Annotated in this window: 15 protein-coding genes; 9 read left to right on the top strand and 6 right to left on the bottom strand. The window is 39.5% G+C overall.

Features of this window, described 5'->3' with window-relative positions; translation table 11 throughout:
* Positions 1-63: 63 nt before the first annotated feature.
* Positions 64-1,296 (top strand): chloride channel protein, encoded by a 1,233-nt coding sequence (locus tag H3V01_RS01820; RefSeq protein ID WP_198185827.1) that lies wholly within the window; start codon positions 64-66, stop codon positions 1,294-1,296.
* A gap of 25 nt (positions 1,297-1,321) precedes the next feature.
* Here the strand turns inward: H3V01_RS01820 and hemF are convergent, their stop codons facing one another.
* On the bottom strand, positions 1,322-2,248 hold the full coding sequence (gene hemF, locus H3V01_RS01815; protein ID WP_198185826.1) for an oxygen-dependent coproporphyrinogen oxidase: 927 nt from the start codon (positions 2,246-2,248) through the stop codon (positions 1,322-1,324).
* Positions 2,249-2,469: 221 nt separating this feature from the next.
* On the opposite strand from hemF, the gene grxB reads away from it, so the two are divergent.
* From grxB to H3V01_RS01775, 8 genes are all read left to right on the top strand, one after another.
* Complete coding sequence (gene grxB / locus H3V01_RS01810; protein ID WP_198185825.1) at positions 2,470-3,117, top strand: glutaredoxin 2; 648 nt, start codon at positions 2,470-2,472, stop codon at positions 3,115-3,117.
* Between the two features lie 543 nt (positions 3,118-3,660).
* Complete coding sequence (locus H3V01_RS01805; RefSeq protein WP_198185824.1) at positions 3,661-3,897, top strand: hypothetical protein; 237 nt, start codon at positions 3,661-3,663, stop codon at positions 3,895-3,897.
* A 140-nt stretch (positions 3,898-4,037) separates the two neighbouring features.
* Positions 4,038-4,355, top strand: a complete 318-nt coding sequence (locus H3V01_RS01800; protein ID WP_198185823.1) for a hypothetical protein — start codon at positions 4,038-4,040, stop codon at positions 4,353-4,355.
* 37 nt (positions 4,356-4,392) lie between these two features.
* Entirely contained in the window at positions 4,393-4,554 is a 162-nt protein-coding gene (locus H3V01_RS01795; RefSeq protein ID WP_198185822.1) for a hypothetical protein, read from the top strand.
* A 138-nt stretch (positions 4,555-4,692) separates the two neighbouring features.
* Positions 4,693-5,358 (top strand): hypothetical protein, encoded by a 666-nt coding sequence (locus H3V01_RS01790; RefSeq protein ID WP_198185821.1) that lies wholly within the window; start codon positions 4,693-4,695, stop codon positions 5,356-5,358.
* Between the two features lie 25 nt (positions 5,359-5,383).
* Entirely contained in the window at positions 5,384-6,463 is a 1,080-nt protein-coding gene (locus H3V01_RS01785) for an XRE family transcriptional regulator (RefSeq protein ID WP_232332575.1), read from the top strand.
* A gap of 379 nt (positions 6,464-6,842) precedes the next feature.
* Positions 6,843-8,555: a thiamine pyrophosphate-dependent enzyme gene (locus H3V01_RS01780; protein WP_198185820.1), complete on the top strand. Its 1,713-nt coding sequence runs from the start codon at positions 6,843-6,845 to the stop codon at positions 8,553-8,555.
* Positions 8,556-8,687: 132 nt separating this feature from the next.
* On the top strand, positions 8,688-9,362 hold the full coding sequence (locus tag H3V01_RS01775) for an XRE family transcriptional regulator (protein WP_198185819.1): 675 nt from the start codon (positions 8,688-8,690) through the stop codon (positions 9,360-9,362).
* 531 nt (positions 9,363-9,893) lie between these two features.
* Here H3V01_RS01775 and H3V01_RS01770 read toward each other — a convergent pair.
* The 5 genes from H3V01_RS01770 to H3V01_RS01750 all read right to left on the bottom strand — a co-directional run bounded on the left by H3V01_RS01770 (position 9,894) and on the right by H3V01_RS01750 (position 16,769).
* A complete protein-coding gene (locus H3V01_RS01770; protein WP_198185818.1) occupies positions 9,894-11,894 on the bottom strand; it encodes a transglutaminase family protein in 2,001 nt (666 codons plus the stop codon).
* A complete protein-coding gene (locus H3V01_RS01765) occupies positions 11,888-12,823 on the bottom strand; it encodes a DUF58 domain-containing protein (protein WP_198185817.1) in 936 nt (311 codons plus the stop codon). Before H3V01_RS01765 ends, H3V01_RS01770 begins: the two co-directional genes overlap by 7 nt.
* Positions 12,807-13,718, bottom strand: a complete 912-nt coding sequence (locus tag H3V01_RS01760; protein WP_084586638.1) for an AAA family ATPase — start codon at positions 13,716-13,718, stop codon at positions 12,807-12,809. Before H3V01_RS01760 ends, H3V01_RS01765 begins: the two co-directional genes overlap by 17 nt.
* A 197-nt stretch (positions 13,719-13,915) precedes the next feature.
* Positions 13,916-14,422: a transcription elongation factor GreB gene (gene greB, locus H3V01_RS01755; RefSeq protein ID WP_084547692.1), complete on the bottom strand. Its 507-nt coding sequence runs from the start codon at positions 14,420-14,422 to the stop codon at positions 13,916-13,918.
* A 76-nt stretch (positions 14,423-14,498) separates the two neighbouring features.
* The gene (locus tag H3V01_RS01750) at positions 14,499-16,769 is read right to left on the bottom strand and encodes an NADP-dependent malic enzyme (RefSeq protein WP_025330355.1); all 2,271 of its coding nucleotides are present in this window, start codon (positions 16,767-16,769) and stop codon (positions 14,499-14,501) included.
* Positions 16,770-17,543: the final 774 nt, after the last annotated feature.

The raw sequence follows: 17,543 nt of genomic DNA, 5'->3' as shown, positions 1-17,543 counted from the left end.
CGTTTACAATATCGTTATTTAAAATGCAAAAGTACCTTTGATTTATCGCAAATTTATCATGCCATGTTCAGATTAAATCCGAAACTGATTGCCTTATTACTATTTTGTGGTGCCATTGCCGGCGTGGCAGGCATGTCACTTATCGGATTATTGCATTTCATTCAGCAGTTAGTGTACGGAATAGTCCGTACAGACGGCATCACATTTCGTAATATTGTCGAACAAACCACAGCCATACATCGTTTACTTGCATTAAGTGCATGTGGCGTAATAGCGGGCGCCGGCTGGTATCTGCTGCACCGTTTTGCTCCCAAACTGGTTGATATCAGGGAAGCAATTGGCAACAGTGCCACACCTATACCGTTAGTTTCTACCTTCTTTCATGGTATGTTACAGATATTCACAGTAGGCATGGGTTCACCTCTCGGACGTGAGACAGCACCACGTGAAATCAGTTCAGCCATTGCAGATTTTATCGGCCGGCGATTTAACATCAGTACAGAAGAGAGAAAAGTCCTGCTTGCCTGTAGTGCAGCCGCCGGTCTGTCCGCGGTTTTTGATGTACCTCTGGCCGGTGCTCTGTTTGCCCTGGAAACGTTATTATTCAGTTTCCAGCGCAATACCGTTATTGCGGCTTTAATCTGCTGTACAACCGCAGCATGGGTAGGCCGGATCGGACTGGGCAGCCAGCCAGCCTATCAGCTACCGGCAATTACCCTGAACAGCCCGCTGTTAATCTGGTCGTTGTTACTGGGGCCACTGATTGTTGCATTCTCATGGCTGTTACAATACCAGCTCGCCTGTTGCAAACCGGCTGTGCGTACCAGCCCCAAGCTGATCTTTATCAGTATCGGTGCCTTTATACTCATCGGGGTTTTGTCCATGCAACTACCAGAGATACTTGGTAACGGAAAAGCCGGTAATGAACTGTTATTTAATGACCAGATAAGCTGGCATTATGCTCTGGCACTATTAATCGGTAAATGGCTGGCGCTTCTACTGGCCACCCGTGCCGGAGCATACGGGGGATTTATTACTCCTTCGATGATGCTTGGCGGTCTGATTGCATTACTGGCAGCCACTGCATGGAACAGCATGCTGCCACCTGTTCCCATAGTCGCCGCAGTTGTGACCGGAGCTACCGTTTTTCTAGCAGTACAGCAAAAAATGCCTCTTACCGCCATATTATTTGTATTGGAAATAACCAATATTACGCCCGACATGATAATGCCAATTTGCCTGTGTCTGCTTACAGCACTATCCTGCCAGCAAGGATTGAACAAAAAACAAAGTTAAACAGTATATATAATAATTTTACTACTCAAACCAGACAGTTTTCTGCTTCTGCCAGCCAGTCACGCGCCCGTAAATATTCGGCCAGACCTGCTTCAGCAGAACCAGGTACCGGTTCATACTGATATTCAAAGCGGGCTAAAGGCGGCATAGACATCAAAATAGATTCTGTTCGCCCGCCGGCATGTAAACCAAACTGAGTGCCTCTGTCCCACAATAAATTAAATTCAATATAACGTCCACGCCTGTATAGCTGAAACTGACGTTCACGCTCGCCAAAATCCATATTTTTGCGCCGCGCCACAATAGGCAGATAAGCTTGTAAATAAGCAGCACTTATTGCACGTACAAAAGCAAAACAACGAGCAAAATCCCAGCGGTTTAAATCATCAAAAAATAAACCGCCTACACCTCGCTGTTCCTGCCGGTGAGGCAGATAGAAATAACGATCACACCACTCTTTAAATTCAGAATATACCTTTTCACCAAAAGGCAGACACGCATCATAAGCAACCTTATGCCAATGCACCACATCTTCAATAAATGGATAAAAGGGGGTCAAATCAAAACCGCCACCAAACCACCAGACCGGGTTACTGCGTTCCGGATATGCAATGAATAAGCGTACATTCGCATGACTGGTAGGTACATATGGATTACACGGATGTACCACCAGTGATACCCCCATTGCTTCATAAGGAGCTCCTGCCAGATACTGGCGTTTACGCACAGCTGAAGCCGGCATAGTGGTACCTTTAACATGAGAAAAATTAGCGCCAGCCTGTTCAAACACAGCACCTTGTTTGAGCACCATACTGCGCCCGTTTCCCAATTTGCCAGACCATTCATCTGTTACAAACCCCGCAGTACCATCTTCTTTTGCCAAAGCATCAGCCAAATGTAATTGTAAGTTTTGAAAAAAATCCAGATTTTGATTAAAGACATCGCAACTCATGAAAAAACCGTAAACTAAGTTTAATTAATATATGTATAATATTAATTAATATTTGTAATACACAATCTACAATAACAGATTATTTTAATCAGTATTATTGTTACCTGACAGTATTTATCGCTTATTTAACAATACGAAACTATCAGTATAAATATTAAAACATGATATTTTTTGTATATTGTACATTTAATCAACACACTAAATCCGAAAAGGAAATCTGAATGCAACTTTATATTTATGACCATTGTCCCTACTGTGTACGAGCCAGAATGATATTCGGTAAAAAAATAGTACCGGTAGAAAATATCTATCTGCTGAATGATGACGAAGACACCCCGAATAAATTAATCGGAAAAAAAATGGTACCGATTCTGGTAAAAGATGATGGTACTGCCATGGGTGAAAGTCTGGATATCGTTCACTACATTGACCAGCTTTCTGGTACTGCTCTTATAAACAATTCTGTACGTCCTGAAATTGAAGGCTGGATAAAAATTGTTGATACTTACCGTAATTTCCTGACTTTACCGCGCTGCATCAGTATTAACCTGCCTGAGTTTGCTACTCAGAATGCCATCAACTATTTCATCAACAAAAAAACTGCTATTTTTGGTGATTTTCAGCACCATTTACAAAACAGTCAGACCTATATTAACCGGTTCAATGCCGATCTGATTGCACTATCGCCGTTAATTGTGAATGATCATGGTAGTAATGGTACTTTCGGAATGGAAGATATTCTTTTATTTCCCTTACTGCGCAATATGACTATGGTCAAAGGAATCGAATGGACTGCGCCGGTGCTGGATTATATGCACAGCATTAGCCGGATTACTCGCATTCCATTGTTTGATGACCGCGCAATCTGATTATTAATCAGCAAAAAGCCCCCATTTTACGGGGGTTTTAGCTTATTCCTCGTTCCGCAAACATGTATTTTTACCTAGAAATAAATGCTAAAAAATCAAATACTGTTATTTTTTTTGCGGAATGGAAAAATGCAATTGGCATTCTAAAATTCAACCGTTACGGAGATCACAACGGTTGGGTGAAATTTCTAAAATCCAGTTGTTGTGGATATCACAACGACTGAATGCAATTCACGAATTCAAGTTATGGTGGATAGCACCACAACTGAATTAAAGTTATTGTAATCTCCACTGAAACTAAAGAGGCTTATTATGAACACAATTTATTCTGAGGGTTGGGACTTTTGATATTTTTCCCAACGCTAGGATAGAAAACTTGCCAGAATTCAACTGTGGTGATCTCCACAACGGTTGAAGATACACAAGCTAATCCGTTAAGTACTAGAACAGATTATGCCAATTTGATTAACTAAACCTGATTAACTAAGCCTGATTAACTAACCCAAGCCAGCTAACTGCTGGCTTTTTTCTTGGAGAATTAAAATGGATAAAGCTAATACAGATATTCAAGTTTTTAAGCTTAATAACGGTGAAATTTTTATCGGTTATTTCGACAACCTAGAAAAATATCTTAAAGATAATGATTGTTTATGCTTAGAAGAGCGTACCCCAGAATCAGAAATAGAATGTAATGACGGAACTAAAAAGAAACTATCAACATTGACACTAAAGTACAACGGAAAAATTCTTCCTAAGCAAATCCTTTACTGGGAAATATAAGTTTAAATTTTAAAACTTTATACGGCTTTATTTTTGCAACCAAGCTAATCAATCCAAGCACATTTAAACAAGTGTGCTTGTGTGGATTAGTAGACATGCCAAACTTGATCTGGCTTTTTTATTAGCTATAGAGGTGATATATGTTTACTGTATATGGAAAATCATTACAAAAAGAAAGAACCAGAAAGCGTAGAGATTGCAAATATGAAATATCAGATGAAACAGCAATGCTGGCGTTTAAGAAAGATACTGGGGCGTATCAGATATCTCCAGAGTTTTCATCTGAAGAACGGTGTTTAGAGTTTATTGAATTAGCCAAATCATATAAAACACTTAGATGTTTATACATTGCCAGATTAGACGGAGCAAGAAACAAAAAAGGAGAAGCCATTATCAATAAAAAAACAGGCAAGCCAAAAATGAAATACTTCAAATTTAAAGATATTCCTACTCAATAAATTAACCCATGTAATAGCAACAACGAGGGAGTTGTACATGATTAAAAATTCTATAACTGCATTTATTGCAGTTTTTTTAATGTCTACTTCTCTTTCAGTGTCCCCTGCTTTGTCTGATAAGGAGCAATTAGAGATACGGCGCAATTATACGACCAGACAAATGCAGCAGAAAAAAATACCAGGCAGATATGGAAGTTAAACGGATAGCTGATGCATATGCGTGGATGAGTGATATAGAACGTATGTAGTTATTTTTTTTAAATCTAATATTTACTATTGCAATATTTCATTTTCCAATTACAATACATCAATTTGATGTATAAAAAAAGGAAATTCAATGTACGAATTACAAGCTCCTCCATCATCTTATAGTAATATTTCTATAAATGAATTGGACGATGTCGAGCGTGCGCTTCATGAAATTGACCGTAATCTATCTTTAGAGTTATTTTATGATGTAGCAAGTGCATCGCTTTTGCTATCAGAAGAAAGTCGTAGTATATTCTATTCACCTAAAGCTTTCGGTACTTCGTTACAATTGTACTTTGAAGGGCAGCTACGTGAAAAATTAAGCTTACTAGGTTGGACTTTACAAAATGGCAGCGGGGGCGCTGCATATAGTATCTCCCCTTGTAAAAACCATGCAATATACGTTCTTACTGGTACGGAAGATGTGGGTTTAACTGAAGGCAATCCCACTAATAAAAATAACAAAGGCCGCGAACTATGTAAAGCTATTTCAGACCCACAGATATATTTTCAAGGTAATACCGTTTTACACGTTTTACTAATCCACTATAAAATTGATCATTTATCTATGGAGTTGTCTACCCCTAATGAATTTGAGAAGAGGCACATTCAATCTTGGAGTCAACGTATTTTATTCCCGTCATATATCCTAGAAAATGCAATAAATAGTAATATTGATGTAAATCGAAAAAATTCAGCCACCACAACGGATACAGAAGAAATCACTGTAAAGCGAAGGAAAAACGCTGGATAAATTGTTAAAGTAAGAGGTAATCATAATGTTCAATCCAGATCAACTTAAATTTGCTTTAGATCTACGCGGATTATCAAAGGCAGATCTGGCGAAAATGATGGAGGTAACACCTAGAACAATAACTAATTATCTTAAAGGAAGAAGTGAGCCTGATCTAAAAACATTGGGGAGAATCTTAAGATTCTCTCCTGATTTTTTTAAAAGGGATGATTTACCTGTTATTAGTGAGCATGCTGTCAGTTTTAGATCTTATGCCAGAATGCCTGCAAAATATAAAAAAATGGCTTTAAGCTATGGTGTAACTGCTTTTATTTTGGATGATTGGATTAATAAAGAGTTTGAACTAAAAACAGCAAATCTTCCTGATTTATCCTCTCTTCCCCCTGAAACAGCCGCACAGACATTAAGGTCAGAATGGGGCTTAGGTAATAAACCTATTCCTAATCTTATTGCACTACTGGAATCAAAAGGTATAAGAATTTTTTCTATATCTGTAAAGGCGAAAGAGATAGATGCTTTTTGTGTATGGAATAATAGCACTCCTTTTATATTTCTCAATAATCAAAAATCGGCTGAACGAAGCAGATTTGATGCGGCTCATGAATTAGGACATTTAATTCGCGATACTTCAAGTATGAAACATGATGGTTCCTTTAATGCTAATAACAATGATGGCGAAGATACCAGGCAAATAGAAAAAGACGCTAATACTTTTGCGGCGGCATTTTTGATGCCAGAACAGGCTTTACGCCAATATCAAATTACTCAAATTAGTATTGAGCAACTTTTAAAACTAAAGGCAATATTTGGTGTATCTATTACGGCATTAGCGTCTCGGATGTATAGTTTAAATATGATTACAGAATGGGTATATAACAGAGTATTATGGCCACAGTTCGCTAAACTGAAATACCGAACAAATGAACCAAGACCAATGAAGAAAGAAACATCAAAGGTTTGGGAAAAATTACTTCTCCTATTAGAAGAAGACAACATCTCAATAAAAGATATTGCAAACCAATTAAATATACATGAAAATGACATTTCAGATCTAACATTCAAGTTAACAAAAAACTCAAGAAATCAGCTTAGAGTTGTTAAATAGATTGTAGTCCCCTCAATGATCTTAAATTTATTATTTGAGTTGCAGTCTTCCTCTCACTCCAGGTAGCTATAATGCTATAACATGTTTAAGCCAGCTCAAAGCTGGCTTTAATTTTGATTAATAAGCAGTTTTTTGGCAACCGGCAAAACATAAAGGCTGCCATTTTTATAAAAATTTATTCAAAAATATCGATTTTAAATGATTTTCAACAATAATCTTGTTTTGTTGATTACACAATATTACAATACAAACAATATTGATAAAGAATTAATATAAAAATTTTATTTATTTATAACATATGGTTATATAAATAAATAGTAAGAAAATATTTACTTTATTATTTTTGAAATAAATAATCAATTTTAAGAGGAAATACAGCATGTCTAAAACGAAAACTGTATCAGAAATATTGGTTGATGTTCTTACCGAAGCCGGTGTCAGCAACTGTTACGGCATTATCGGTGATACCCTGAACTTTGTTGGCAAAGCGATAGAAAAAAGTAGCATTAACTGGGTGCATACACGTCATGAAGAAGCAGCTGCCTTTGCTGCCGGCGCTGAAGCTCTGATTACCAACAAACTTACTGCATGTGCTGGTTCTTGTGGTCCCGGCAGCTTGCATCTGATCAACGGCTTATACGAATCCAACCGCAATAATGCACCAGTAATCGTTATTGCCAGTCAGCTTGCCGCCACTTCTATGGGCACCGGATTCCCGCAGGAAGTGGATTTCCTCAAGGTTTATCAGGATACAAGCGTTTTCTGCCAGATGGTAAACCAGCCGGAAGAAGCTCAGCGTATATTCACTCAGGCCGCACAGGCCGCCATTAATAAACGCGGTGTAGCCGTTGTAATCCTGCCCAGCGACATCAGTAAAATGGAAGTAGCTGAAAAACCAGTAAAAATATGGTGCCCGCAGCCAGTTACCCGTCCGAATGATAACGAAATAGAAGAACTGGTTAAAGCGATTAATCAGGGAAATAAAATTACCATTTACGCTGGTTTTGGCGCTAAAGATGCACATGATGAAGTAATTGCACTGGCAGAAAAACTAAAGGCACCAGTTGTACACACTTCCCGTGCTAAAGACAGCATTGCCTGGGATAACCCTTATCAGGTGGGTATGACCGGGATGTTTGGTACTAAGGCTGGTTATGATGCCATCAAAAACTGCAATACCTTGTTATTACTCGGTTGCAGCTTTGCATGGTCTGAATATTATCCGGAAAAGGCCAATATCATCCAGATTGACCATGAAGCTACTCAGTTAGGCTTGCGTCATCCGATTAATCTGGGGCTGGTTGGTGATGTTAAAACCACTCTGCAAACAATTTTGCCGAAAATACAAACTCGTAACGACAGCAGTTTTCTGGAACACCATACCGCTTTATTTGCCAAAATTATGGATAAATTTGAAACGTATGCCACTCCGGATGACAAACACCCAATTCACCCGCAGCAACTAATCGAATTGATAGATAAGCATGCCAGTGATGATGCATTGATTACCGCAGATGTAGGAACACCAATGCTATGGGGAGCCCGCTATTTAACCATGAACGGCAAACGGCGCTTCCTGACCAGCCTTAAACACGGCACCATGTCAAACGGTATGCCTCAGGCTTATGGTTTCCAGAAAGCCTTTCCGGGCAAACAAGTCATTTCTTTATCCGGAGATGGCGGTTTAGCCATGCTGATGGGTGATCTGCTTACTGCCAAACAGGAAAATCTGCCGATTAAAATAGTTGTTTTCAACAACAGTTCCCTGAACTTCGTGGAGCAGGAACAAAAAGGCGAAGGTTTGGTAGAAGTCTATGTTGACCTGAAAAACGGTGACTTCAAAACCATTGCAGAAGGCTGTGGTTTCAGTGCTCAAAGCGTAAGCAAATCTTCTGAGCTGGAGACCGCTGTAAAAACATTCCTTGCACACGAAGGTCCGGCATTACTGGATGTCGTAATCAGTGACAAAGAACTGATAATGCCACCAGCAATCAGCTATGAAAATGTGAAAAACATGGTCTGGTATGGTTCTAAAGCCATCCTCGAAGGTAAAGGCAAAGAAGTTATTGATATGATCAAAAATAACATCTAAACCTTAACAGGCCCGCTGATTGATACAGCGGGCGCTTTTTTACACATTAATCAAAAAATAATTATTTAAATTAATAATTTAATTGTATTCTTGAATCTCTTATTATTTGAAATAAAAAATAAGTCAAAATTTATGCACACTATTCATAGCCGTATTAAACAAGCTAGAACTAATAAGGGTTTAACCCAAGCTGAATTAGCAGAGAAGTTAAATATATCAATTACAGCTATCCAACTATGGGAAAATAAAGATGAGACTAAAGCCACAGCTCCAAAAAGAAAACGGTTAGAGGAAGTAGCAAAAATTTTAGGAGTAACGGTTACATGGCTATATACAGGGGAAAATTTTATACAAACAGATGAAAATCCAAAACCAACTGAAAACCCCGGTCCCAGTGACGAATATAAAAAAATTATGATATACAATATTGATTTATCAAAAAATCATGAAAATATCAATTGGGTTTTATCAGAATTTGAAGAACCACTACTCATAAATAATAATTGGTTCACATCTAAAAATTTAATCTCTGATGATTTGCGTGCCATACGTGTAAAAGGTAATAGCATGGCTCCTAACTTGGAAAATAACGACATTGTTATAATAAACACTAATGATGTTGAGCCTGTTGATGATGAAACATATGCTATTATTTACAATAAACATTTTTTTATAAGACAAATCCGTCAAACTGTTGAAGGTATAAATCTCATAAGCTCAAATAGTGATTATGAAACTATTAAAATTTCTTCTAATCATCTAGATAACTTTATAATTTTAGGAAAAAAAGTCTGGCGCTGTGGCTAATTAATATTCTTTATTTCTTTTTTTCTTCTGACATTTTGAAAATAGACATCAAAATTTTTTATACATTTAACATAAAATATTTTTCTAATTCATAAAGATAGCTAATTAATATGAAATAAAATTTTAGTGATGCAAGATACAAATATCCGGCAGCATCAACAATCTAAAAGCAACTTCAAAATTAAAAAATATTATATTTTTAACAACAATCTATTCTATTTTTATATTTTTTAAAATCAAATAGTTAATTATTAACATTAATTACTCCTTTTCATTCCAAAGAATTTAAAGTATTGTTATTTCTTAACTTTTATTCGAACCGAGTAAAAGTTATCTGTCAGTAGTGATTTCGGAAAGTCAGGCATTCCAGACCACACGGAAACACGACTGATCTAAAAATTAATATGGTCATTAAATGTAATAATAAACTACCCAGCTCTAGATAACATTGATTGCTGGGTAGTTTTCGTTTCTGTGCTTAATAATTTATCCAGACAACTTCGATATGATGTATCAGGATAATTGGCATAATTACAGATTGCGTACAGCTTTCTTCATTTTACGCAACCATTTGCGCTGGCTGTGCATATCTGGCATTCCTGCTGCTCCATACTGCCAGTCTATATACTGTGTCAATAAAGCAGCCAAATCTTCATTAAGCAAATCATGCTCTGCCAGAATATTTTGTAACTCAAGCGGCCCGATTGCAGATAATTCTGACTCTTCACCTTCTACAATAGTCTGCTTAAGCAGATTAATACCATCGGTTAATGGCTGAGTCTGCACATTACCCTGACGGCGTAACCAGAAAATCAGTGGAAGTGACGTAATGACAATTGCGATTATAATGACTATTATCAATACATATATAGGTATATTTTTTAAATTCAGCCAGCTAAGTATTGACTTCTGACTGCCCCTATCATAATTAACCACCCATTGCTGCCAGTAAAACTGACCATTATCCAGATATTTCTGTAATAACGGAAAAGCTGAAGATAATCCGGCACGCTGTTCTGCCGGTAAAGCACTTTCCACCCCTTTGTCTATACGCACTGATGAAACTGCCGTGGTCGGATCTACCCGTTTCCATAAACCCTTTTCAGCAATCCAGATTTCAGTCCATGCATGGGCATCCTTACTGCGAATTTGCCAGAACTTATTGTCAGGGTGATATTCTCCTCCCTGATAACCAATTACGATTCGTGCCGGTACACCGATTGAACGAGCCAGCCACACCATAGCATCAGCATAATCTTCACAAAAACCTTCATGTCCCTCGAATAAAAAATAATCTATTTTATTCTGTGTTTCATGGTTTCGTTTTGGGGTTAGAGTATATTGAAAATGACTGCTTTTGAAATAAGCTAGTATATGATTGATAAACTCTTCGCTGCCACCAGATTTGTCCGCCAGCTGTTTTGCCAGCCTGCGAGTTTCAGGATTCAGTCCATCCGGCAACTGCGTATAATAATTCAGTAAAGCCTGATCCATTTGCTGACGCAGGTATGGTGTCATCTGAGAATATAAATGTACCCTGCGCAAACCTTCGCGACTATTATTGACCCTGACAACGTTACCTACTCGTCGGCTGAAACCAAACTGTTCATTAGGCAAAGGCTGATCCAGAGCCGGTAATCGTCCGTGATCATCCTGAATAATCAGCTGATATCCTACCATTTTGCTGTCGTTACGCTGTTCCAGCAAAGCTCTGCTTGGCAGCTGTAAAGTATCTTCATCCGTATACTGTTCTTTTACCGCATGCCATTTTCCATCCGTGTTATTACCCATTACCATTACACGCCAGTACATATCAGCATTGTGTGGAATAGCATCATTATCAAAGATAACATTGAAAGCCAGTTCATTACTCAAAATCAGATTGCTGACACTCCCTGATTCAAGGGTATCCGACAATCCTGTAACAGATGATTGCTGCGGCTGCGGCACTCCCCATAATGGCGTATTTCTGCGCGGCATTGCTATAAATAAAATAACGGCCAGTGGAAAAGACAGAATTAAAATTACTGCACCCTGCCGTATTGCCGTCATCGGTTTGATGCCCGCCAGTAATCCCAGAGATGAAATCAGGCAGAACAACGCTACAATCAGCCAGGGAGCCATTAATATACTTTGATTAAACAGCAGACCGCCGCCCATCAGTACTAGCTGAGCTAACAATAATATTTGCCAGTCGCGTAAGGTTTCACCTTCAAATGCCTTGAGTATTATCATTAACATGAGCAAAGAAACACTGGCATCCCGGCCAATAATCGTTCCCACACGAAAATATACCCATACAGAAGTTGCCACCAGCAATATTATTAATGCCCATAACGGCAATTTTTTAATACTGGTAAACAGCAAAGCAACGCGCGCAATCCACAACAGAGCGAATGCAGCGCATACACTCAGTGGTAATTCAAATAATAAGGGTAACGATACCCATGCCAGCATCAGTAACAGAATAAGCTGAGTGCGTACGGATGGGGATTTACGTAAAAAAACCGGATCAGCAAGCCACATTACCATCTACCCAAAGCATTCAGACATTTTGTCCGTTGACCTGTCGTTGCCTCATAGCGCTGTCTTGGTAACTCCAGTATATATTTTTCCCCGATAGCATCTGCTGCCAGTACCCGATAGCACATCATACTCGCCATCTTTTCCAGGCTGGTTTCCTGAGGATAATCCCGATAGGAAATCAGTAGCGGCTCAACCCGCTTACCTCCCTGTTCAAAATATTTATCCAATAAATCACCTGTTTTGGCATAATGTTTCCATGCTATCTGCCGCATTGAAGCTGAACTCTGATGAGGCAGCAGATAAGCCGGATCCTGACCGCTCAGACTGATTTGGGTGCTGGGTTCGTCATCACTGCTACGCTGTGCTGAAATAGTATGTTCTAAAGGTTCTGGAAAAATCACAAGTTCTTCAGTAAATTCCCATTGAGTTTTAATCATCAGCAACCCAAATGGCGCCATACTGGCTCCGGCAAGTATTAACGGTGGCAGAATACCGCGGCGCTGCGGAGGTAATTTCCAGAGAAATTCAGTATTTTCTGGTGTAATTGTCCACAATTCCCAGTCACTGGCTGTACCGGTTATTTCCTGTGCTGTTTGCAGCCATAACCAGCGTGTACGTTTGCAGCTGTCACAGGCTCGCAAAGTCAGAACACATTGTTTACCGGCAAAATATTCCTGTTGGGGTTTAATCGCCAATACTATCCCGGTAAGCTGGCGGACACCGGCAAGTGCACCAAATAATAAAATGCCCACTAACCAGAACACCAGTGCATGGGCTACGTTTACCTGATAATTAACTGCCATAACCCATAACAGAAAACTGGCAATAGCCACACCCCAGCCCATACGTGTCAGGTTGACACGTATATTACGTGCACGCAAAGCTGTGTGCCCGTCAATAAGTGTAGGTGCAGGTGTCTCAGACCACAGCCACATGGTCCAGCATTCCTGTAAGTAAAGTACTGCTTCGGGACTGACTTTGTAAAGGTTGCAGGCGGTGTGCCGCTACTGCTACCCAGACAGCTTTCACATCTTCCGGAATAACATGTGCCCTTCCCTGTACCCATGCATATGCTTTTGCAGCCTGAACTACCGCCAATCCGGCACGCGGACTCAGCCCGACTGCGAATGTACCGGGAGTACGCGTAGCTGCAACTAGCCGATAAATATAATCCGCCGCAGCTGCAGATAAATTTATTTTGGATACTTCTGCCTGCCATTGCTGTAATATTTCCGCATTGCATACTGCTTTAATGCGCGGCACAAACTGGCGACGCCCGCCAGAGATGTAGAGCTGTTTTTCTTCTTTTTCTGCCGGATAGCCAATACTCAGACACATCATAAACCGGTCCAGCTGCGATTCAGGTAAAGGGTAAGTACCCAGCTGTTCTGTCGGATTCTGGGTAGCAACTACAAGAAATGGTTTCGGCAGCGCATAGGTTTTACCATCCACAGATACCTGCCCCTCTTCCATAGCTTCAAGCAAAGCCGATTGCAGTTTGGGAGAAGCACGGTTAATTTCATCAGCCAGTAAAAAAGAATTGAAAACCGGTCCCGGATGAAAAATAAACTCGTTGGAATTTGGCTGGAATATACTGACTCCCAGCAAATCAGCCGGTAACATATCGTTAGTAAATTGTACGCGCTGATAATTTAATCCTAGTACCGCTGCCAGTGCATGCGCCAGTGTGGTTTTACCAACTCCTGGTACATCTTCAAGCAGAATATGTCCGCGTGCCAGTACACAGGTAACAATTTGTATCAGCAATTGTTGTTTGCCCAGAATAAGGGCATTGAGTTGTTTGAAAATCGGTTCGAGTTTTGGGTTCATGTTTGGATACAGTAATAATAAAAAATCCGGCAGTGATATCGGGTTTGTTATCGCAAAATGTAACTACTGGAAATAATTCTGTATTATTTATACAAAATTTATTTTATACATATATTTTTGCAGCAATACATACGTATATAAATTGTTAAAATTAAATTTTATAACGAATATTAACACTATTCATGAGTATGTGTACATTATTCAATGCGAATATATTCTACTGTTAATATTTCAATATTTTCCACTCCGTCAGGACCATGCAAACGCACTTCATCACCTTCATGTGCTTTTAATAAAGTACGCGCAAGCGGTGAAACCCAGGAAATTTTATTTCTACTGGTATCGATTTCATCTGTACCAACAATATGTACAGTCTGCTCTTGACCATTACCGCGTAAAATAGTTACAGTAGCACTAAAAAAAATCTGATCACTGGGTTCACGTGCTTCCGGATCAATAACCTGCGCAGCTTCCAGTCTTTTAGTCAGAAAGCGGATACGTCGGTCAATTTCACGCAACCTGCGTTTTCCATACAGATAATCACCATTTTCACTTCGGTCACCATTACCCGCTGCCCAGTTCACCACATTAACAATTTCAGGGCGTTCTTTATGAACAAGCTGATAAAGCTCATCCTGTAAAGCCTGATGGCCCGAAGGGGTAATATAATTAGGTGCAGTCTGGGGTGCTGACACATTACTCATAACTGTCTCCATAATTGACACAAAAAGGCTGTCTGAAAACACAGACAGCCTGCATGATTCTTCCAGAATTCAGCGATTATTTACGCTGGGCATCTACAGCAGCCAAAGCCACCATATTTACTATACGGCGTACAGAAGCCATAGGAGTAACAATATGTACAGATTCATTCATACCCATCAGAATCGGACCAATCGTTACGCCATGAGATGAAGTACGTAATAGATTGTAACTGATATTCGCTGCTTCAACATTCGGCATTACCAGCAAGTTTGCTGCACCTTTGAGTTTGCAGTCCGGCATCAGTTTCTGACGCAGTTTTTCATCCAGTGCCAGATCACCCTGCATTTCACCATCCACGTTTAGTTCCGGAGCTGCCTCTTTAATTAAAGCAAGCGCTTCCTGCATTTTGGTGCTGCTTGGCTGATCAAGTGAACCGAAGTTTGAATTGGACAACAAAGCCACTTTTGGTTCTATACCAAAACGTTTCATTTCATCAACACACATCAGTGTATTAGCAGCAATCTGCTCTGCAGTCGGTTCCGGATTAACATAGGTATCGGCAATAAACATATTACCTGAGGTCATAATCAGTGCGTTCATAGCACAGGCATTCTGTTCAGGATTGTTATAGCCGATTACTTCTTCCAGAATATTGAAATGATCATGGAAGCGACCTACCGTGCCACACAGTAATGCATCAGCACTACCCATCCGCACCAGCATTGCACCAATCAGAGTAGAACTGCTAATCATCCGGCGCCGAGCCATTTCCTCGGTGACACCGTGACGTTTACGCAGCTCGTAATAAGCCTGCCAGTATTCACGGTAGCGAGGATCATCCTGATTATTAACAATCTCAAAATCTTTGCCTGGCTGTATAGTCAGACCCAGTTTTTTCGAACGTGCTTCAATTACTGCCGGCCGGCCAATCAGAATCGGGAAGGCCAGCTTGTGGTTAACAATGTGCTGCGTTGCATGCAGAACACGCTCATCCTCACCTTCACACAATACCACACGTTTCAGTTCTTTTTTCGCCTGAGAGAATACCGGTTTCATAAACAGGCTAGATTTATAGACAAACTGACTCAGTTTCTCTACATAGGCTTCCATGTCATCAATTGGACGAGTTGCCACACCGGAATCCATAGCTGCTTTGGCTACAGCAGGCGCCACTACAGCAATTAAACGAGGGTCAAATGGCTTCGGAATCAGATATTCACGTCCAAAAGAAAGCTCGGTATTGCCATATGCAGCAGAAACTTCATCACTCAGCTCAGCTTTGGCCAGTTCAGCAATAGCATGCACACAGGCCAGCTTCATCTGCTCATTAATGGTAGTTGCACCTACATCCAGTGCACCACGGAAAATAAACGGAAAGCATAAAACATTATTTACCTGATTCGGAAAATCAGAACGTCCGGTACCAATTACCGCATCCGGTCGTGCAGCTTTAGCTTCAGGCGGCCAGATTTCCGGAGTCGGATTAGCCATAGCCAGAATAATCGGATCTTTGGCCATAGTTTTGAGCATATCCACGCTCAACACATTCGGACCAGATAATCCGAGGAAAATATCTTTGTCATGAACAGCATCAGCAAGCTTACGCTGACCATTATCCGGTATGGCGAATAATTTTTTCGATTCCACCATGTTTTCTTCACGATTCTGGTAAATCACACCTTTTGAATCGCACACAGTGATATTTTCACGCTTCATACCCAGCGCAACCAGCAGCTCCAGACAGGCAATCGCTGCTGCACCGGCTCCGGAACATACTAGTTTAACCTGACTGATATCTTTACCAACAACTTCAAGACCATTTTTAATCGCTGCTGCAGTAATAATTGCTGTACCATGCTGATCATCATGGAATACCGGAATGTTGCAACGCTCACGCAGTTTTTTCTCAATATAAAAACATTCCGGAGCTTTAATATCTTCAAGGTTAATACCGCCGAATGTCGGCTCCAGTGAAGCAATAATATCTACCAGTTTGTCCGGATCAGTTTCATTAATTTCGATATCGAATACATCAATACCACCGAATTTTTTGAACAGTACACCCTTACCTTCCATTACCGGTTTTCCGGCCAGAGCACCGATATTACCCAAACCCAGTACCGCTGTACCATTGGAAATAACTGCAACCAGATTACCGCGTGCAGTATATCTGTATGCATTCAGGGGATCACGGTGAATTTCCATACACGGTGCAGCCACACCCGGTGAATAGGCCAGTGACAAATCATATTGAGTAGCCAATGGTTTGGTAGGCGTAATTTGAATTTTACCGGGACGGGGTTCTTCGTGAAAATGTAATGCTGCTTCTTTGATTAATTCATCCATATCTTTTCTCAGTCTTAGGTTTTCAACACCAGTAAGCTGTTCTTGAAAGAGCACGCTAAAAAGTCACTTTTACCCGAGCAATTTACTAAATATGGCCAAGATAAAAGTTATTCACATTATAGCGTTAATTAACAAAATCATACACCGCTTTATTATCAGTATAATCAATTGCCATTCATTGTAAACATCCGGTTCTTGCAATTCTGCTGGATTTAAAACAACTATTCTTTAAACCGGAAAATACGTTTTCTTATTTTTATAAAACATCAGTCGGTATTTATTAAAATTATTTTTACCGGTTAATTTAAATTCAGTCTGAATCATCATATTTCATACAATACAGCCTACTGATTAATTTATATAGATTCAGGAAATATAGTTCAGTTAAACTAATTAAAAAGAGAAATTATAGTTTTATAATCTGACAATATTATTCAGAATATAATTTATTTAAATGAAACCTATGCTATTAATCAGACAATGATTTCAGCAAATTTTAACTGATATATCAATAAGCCGGCGCATCTAATATCTGAAACGCCGGCTTTTCTTTTAAATATCGAATTCAATATATTATATTTAAAGATTATAAAGTAAGTTCCATCTGCATATTTAATAAGTTAAAAGTATTTGCCTGACCAGTGATTTCCTTAAAACCGGTTTGTAGATAAAGGTCTATTGTCGGCTTCAGACTGGTATGAATTTCAACATATAGTTTTTTTTACACCCAGCTTTCTGGCTTTAGCTAGACAGCCTCAATAAGCTTTTTATCAA

It is taken from the genome of Snodgrassella sp. M0351 (genome assembly GCF_016100575.1).
GTDB lineage: Bacteria > Pseudomonadota > Gammaproteobacteria > Burkholderiales > Neisseriaceae > Snodgrassella > Snodgrassella alvi.
Note: the sequence above shows the minus strand (reverse complement) of the source record. Positions and strands in the feature narration are given on the sequence as shown.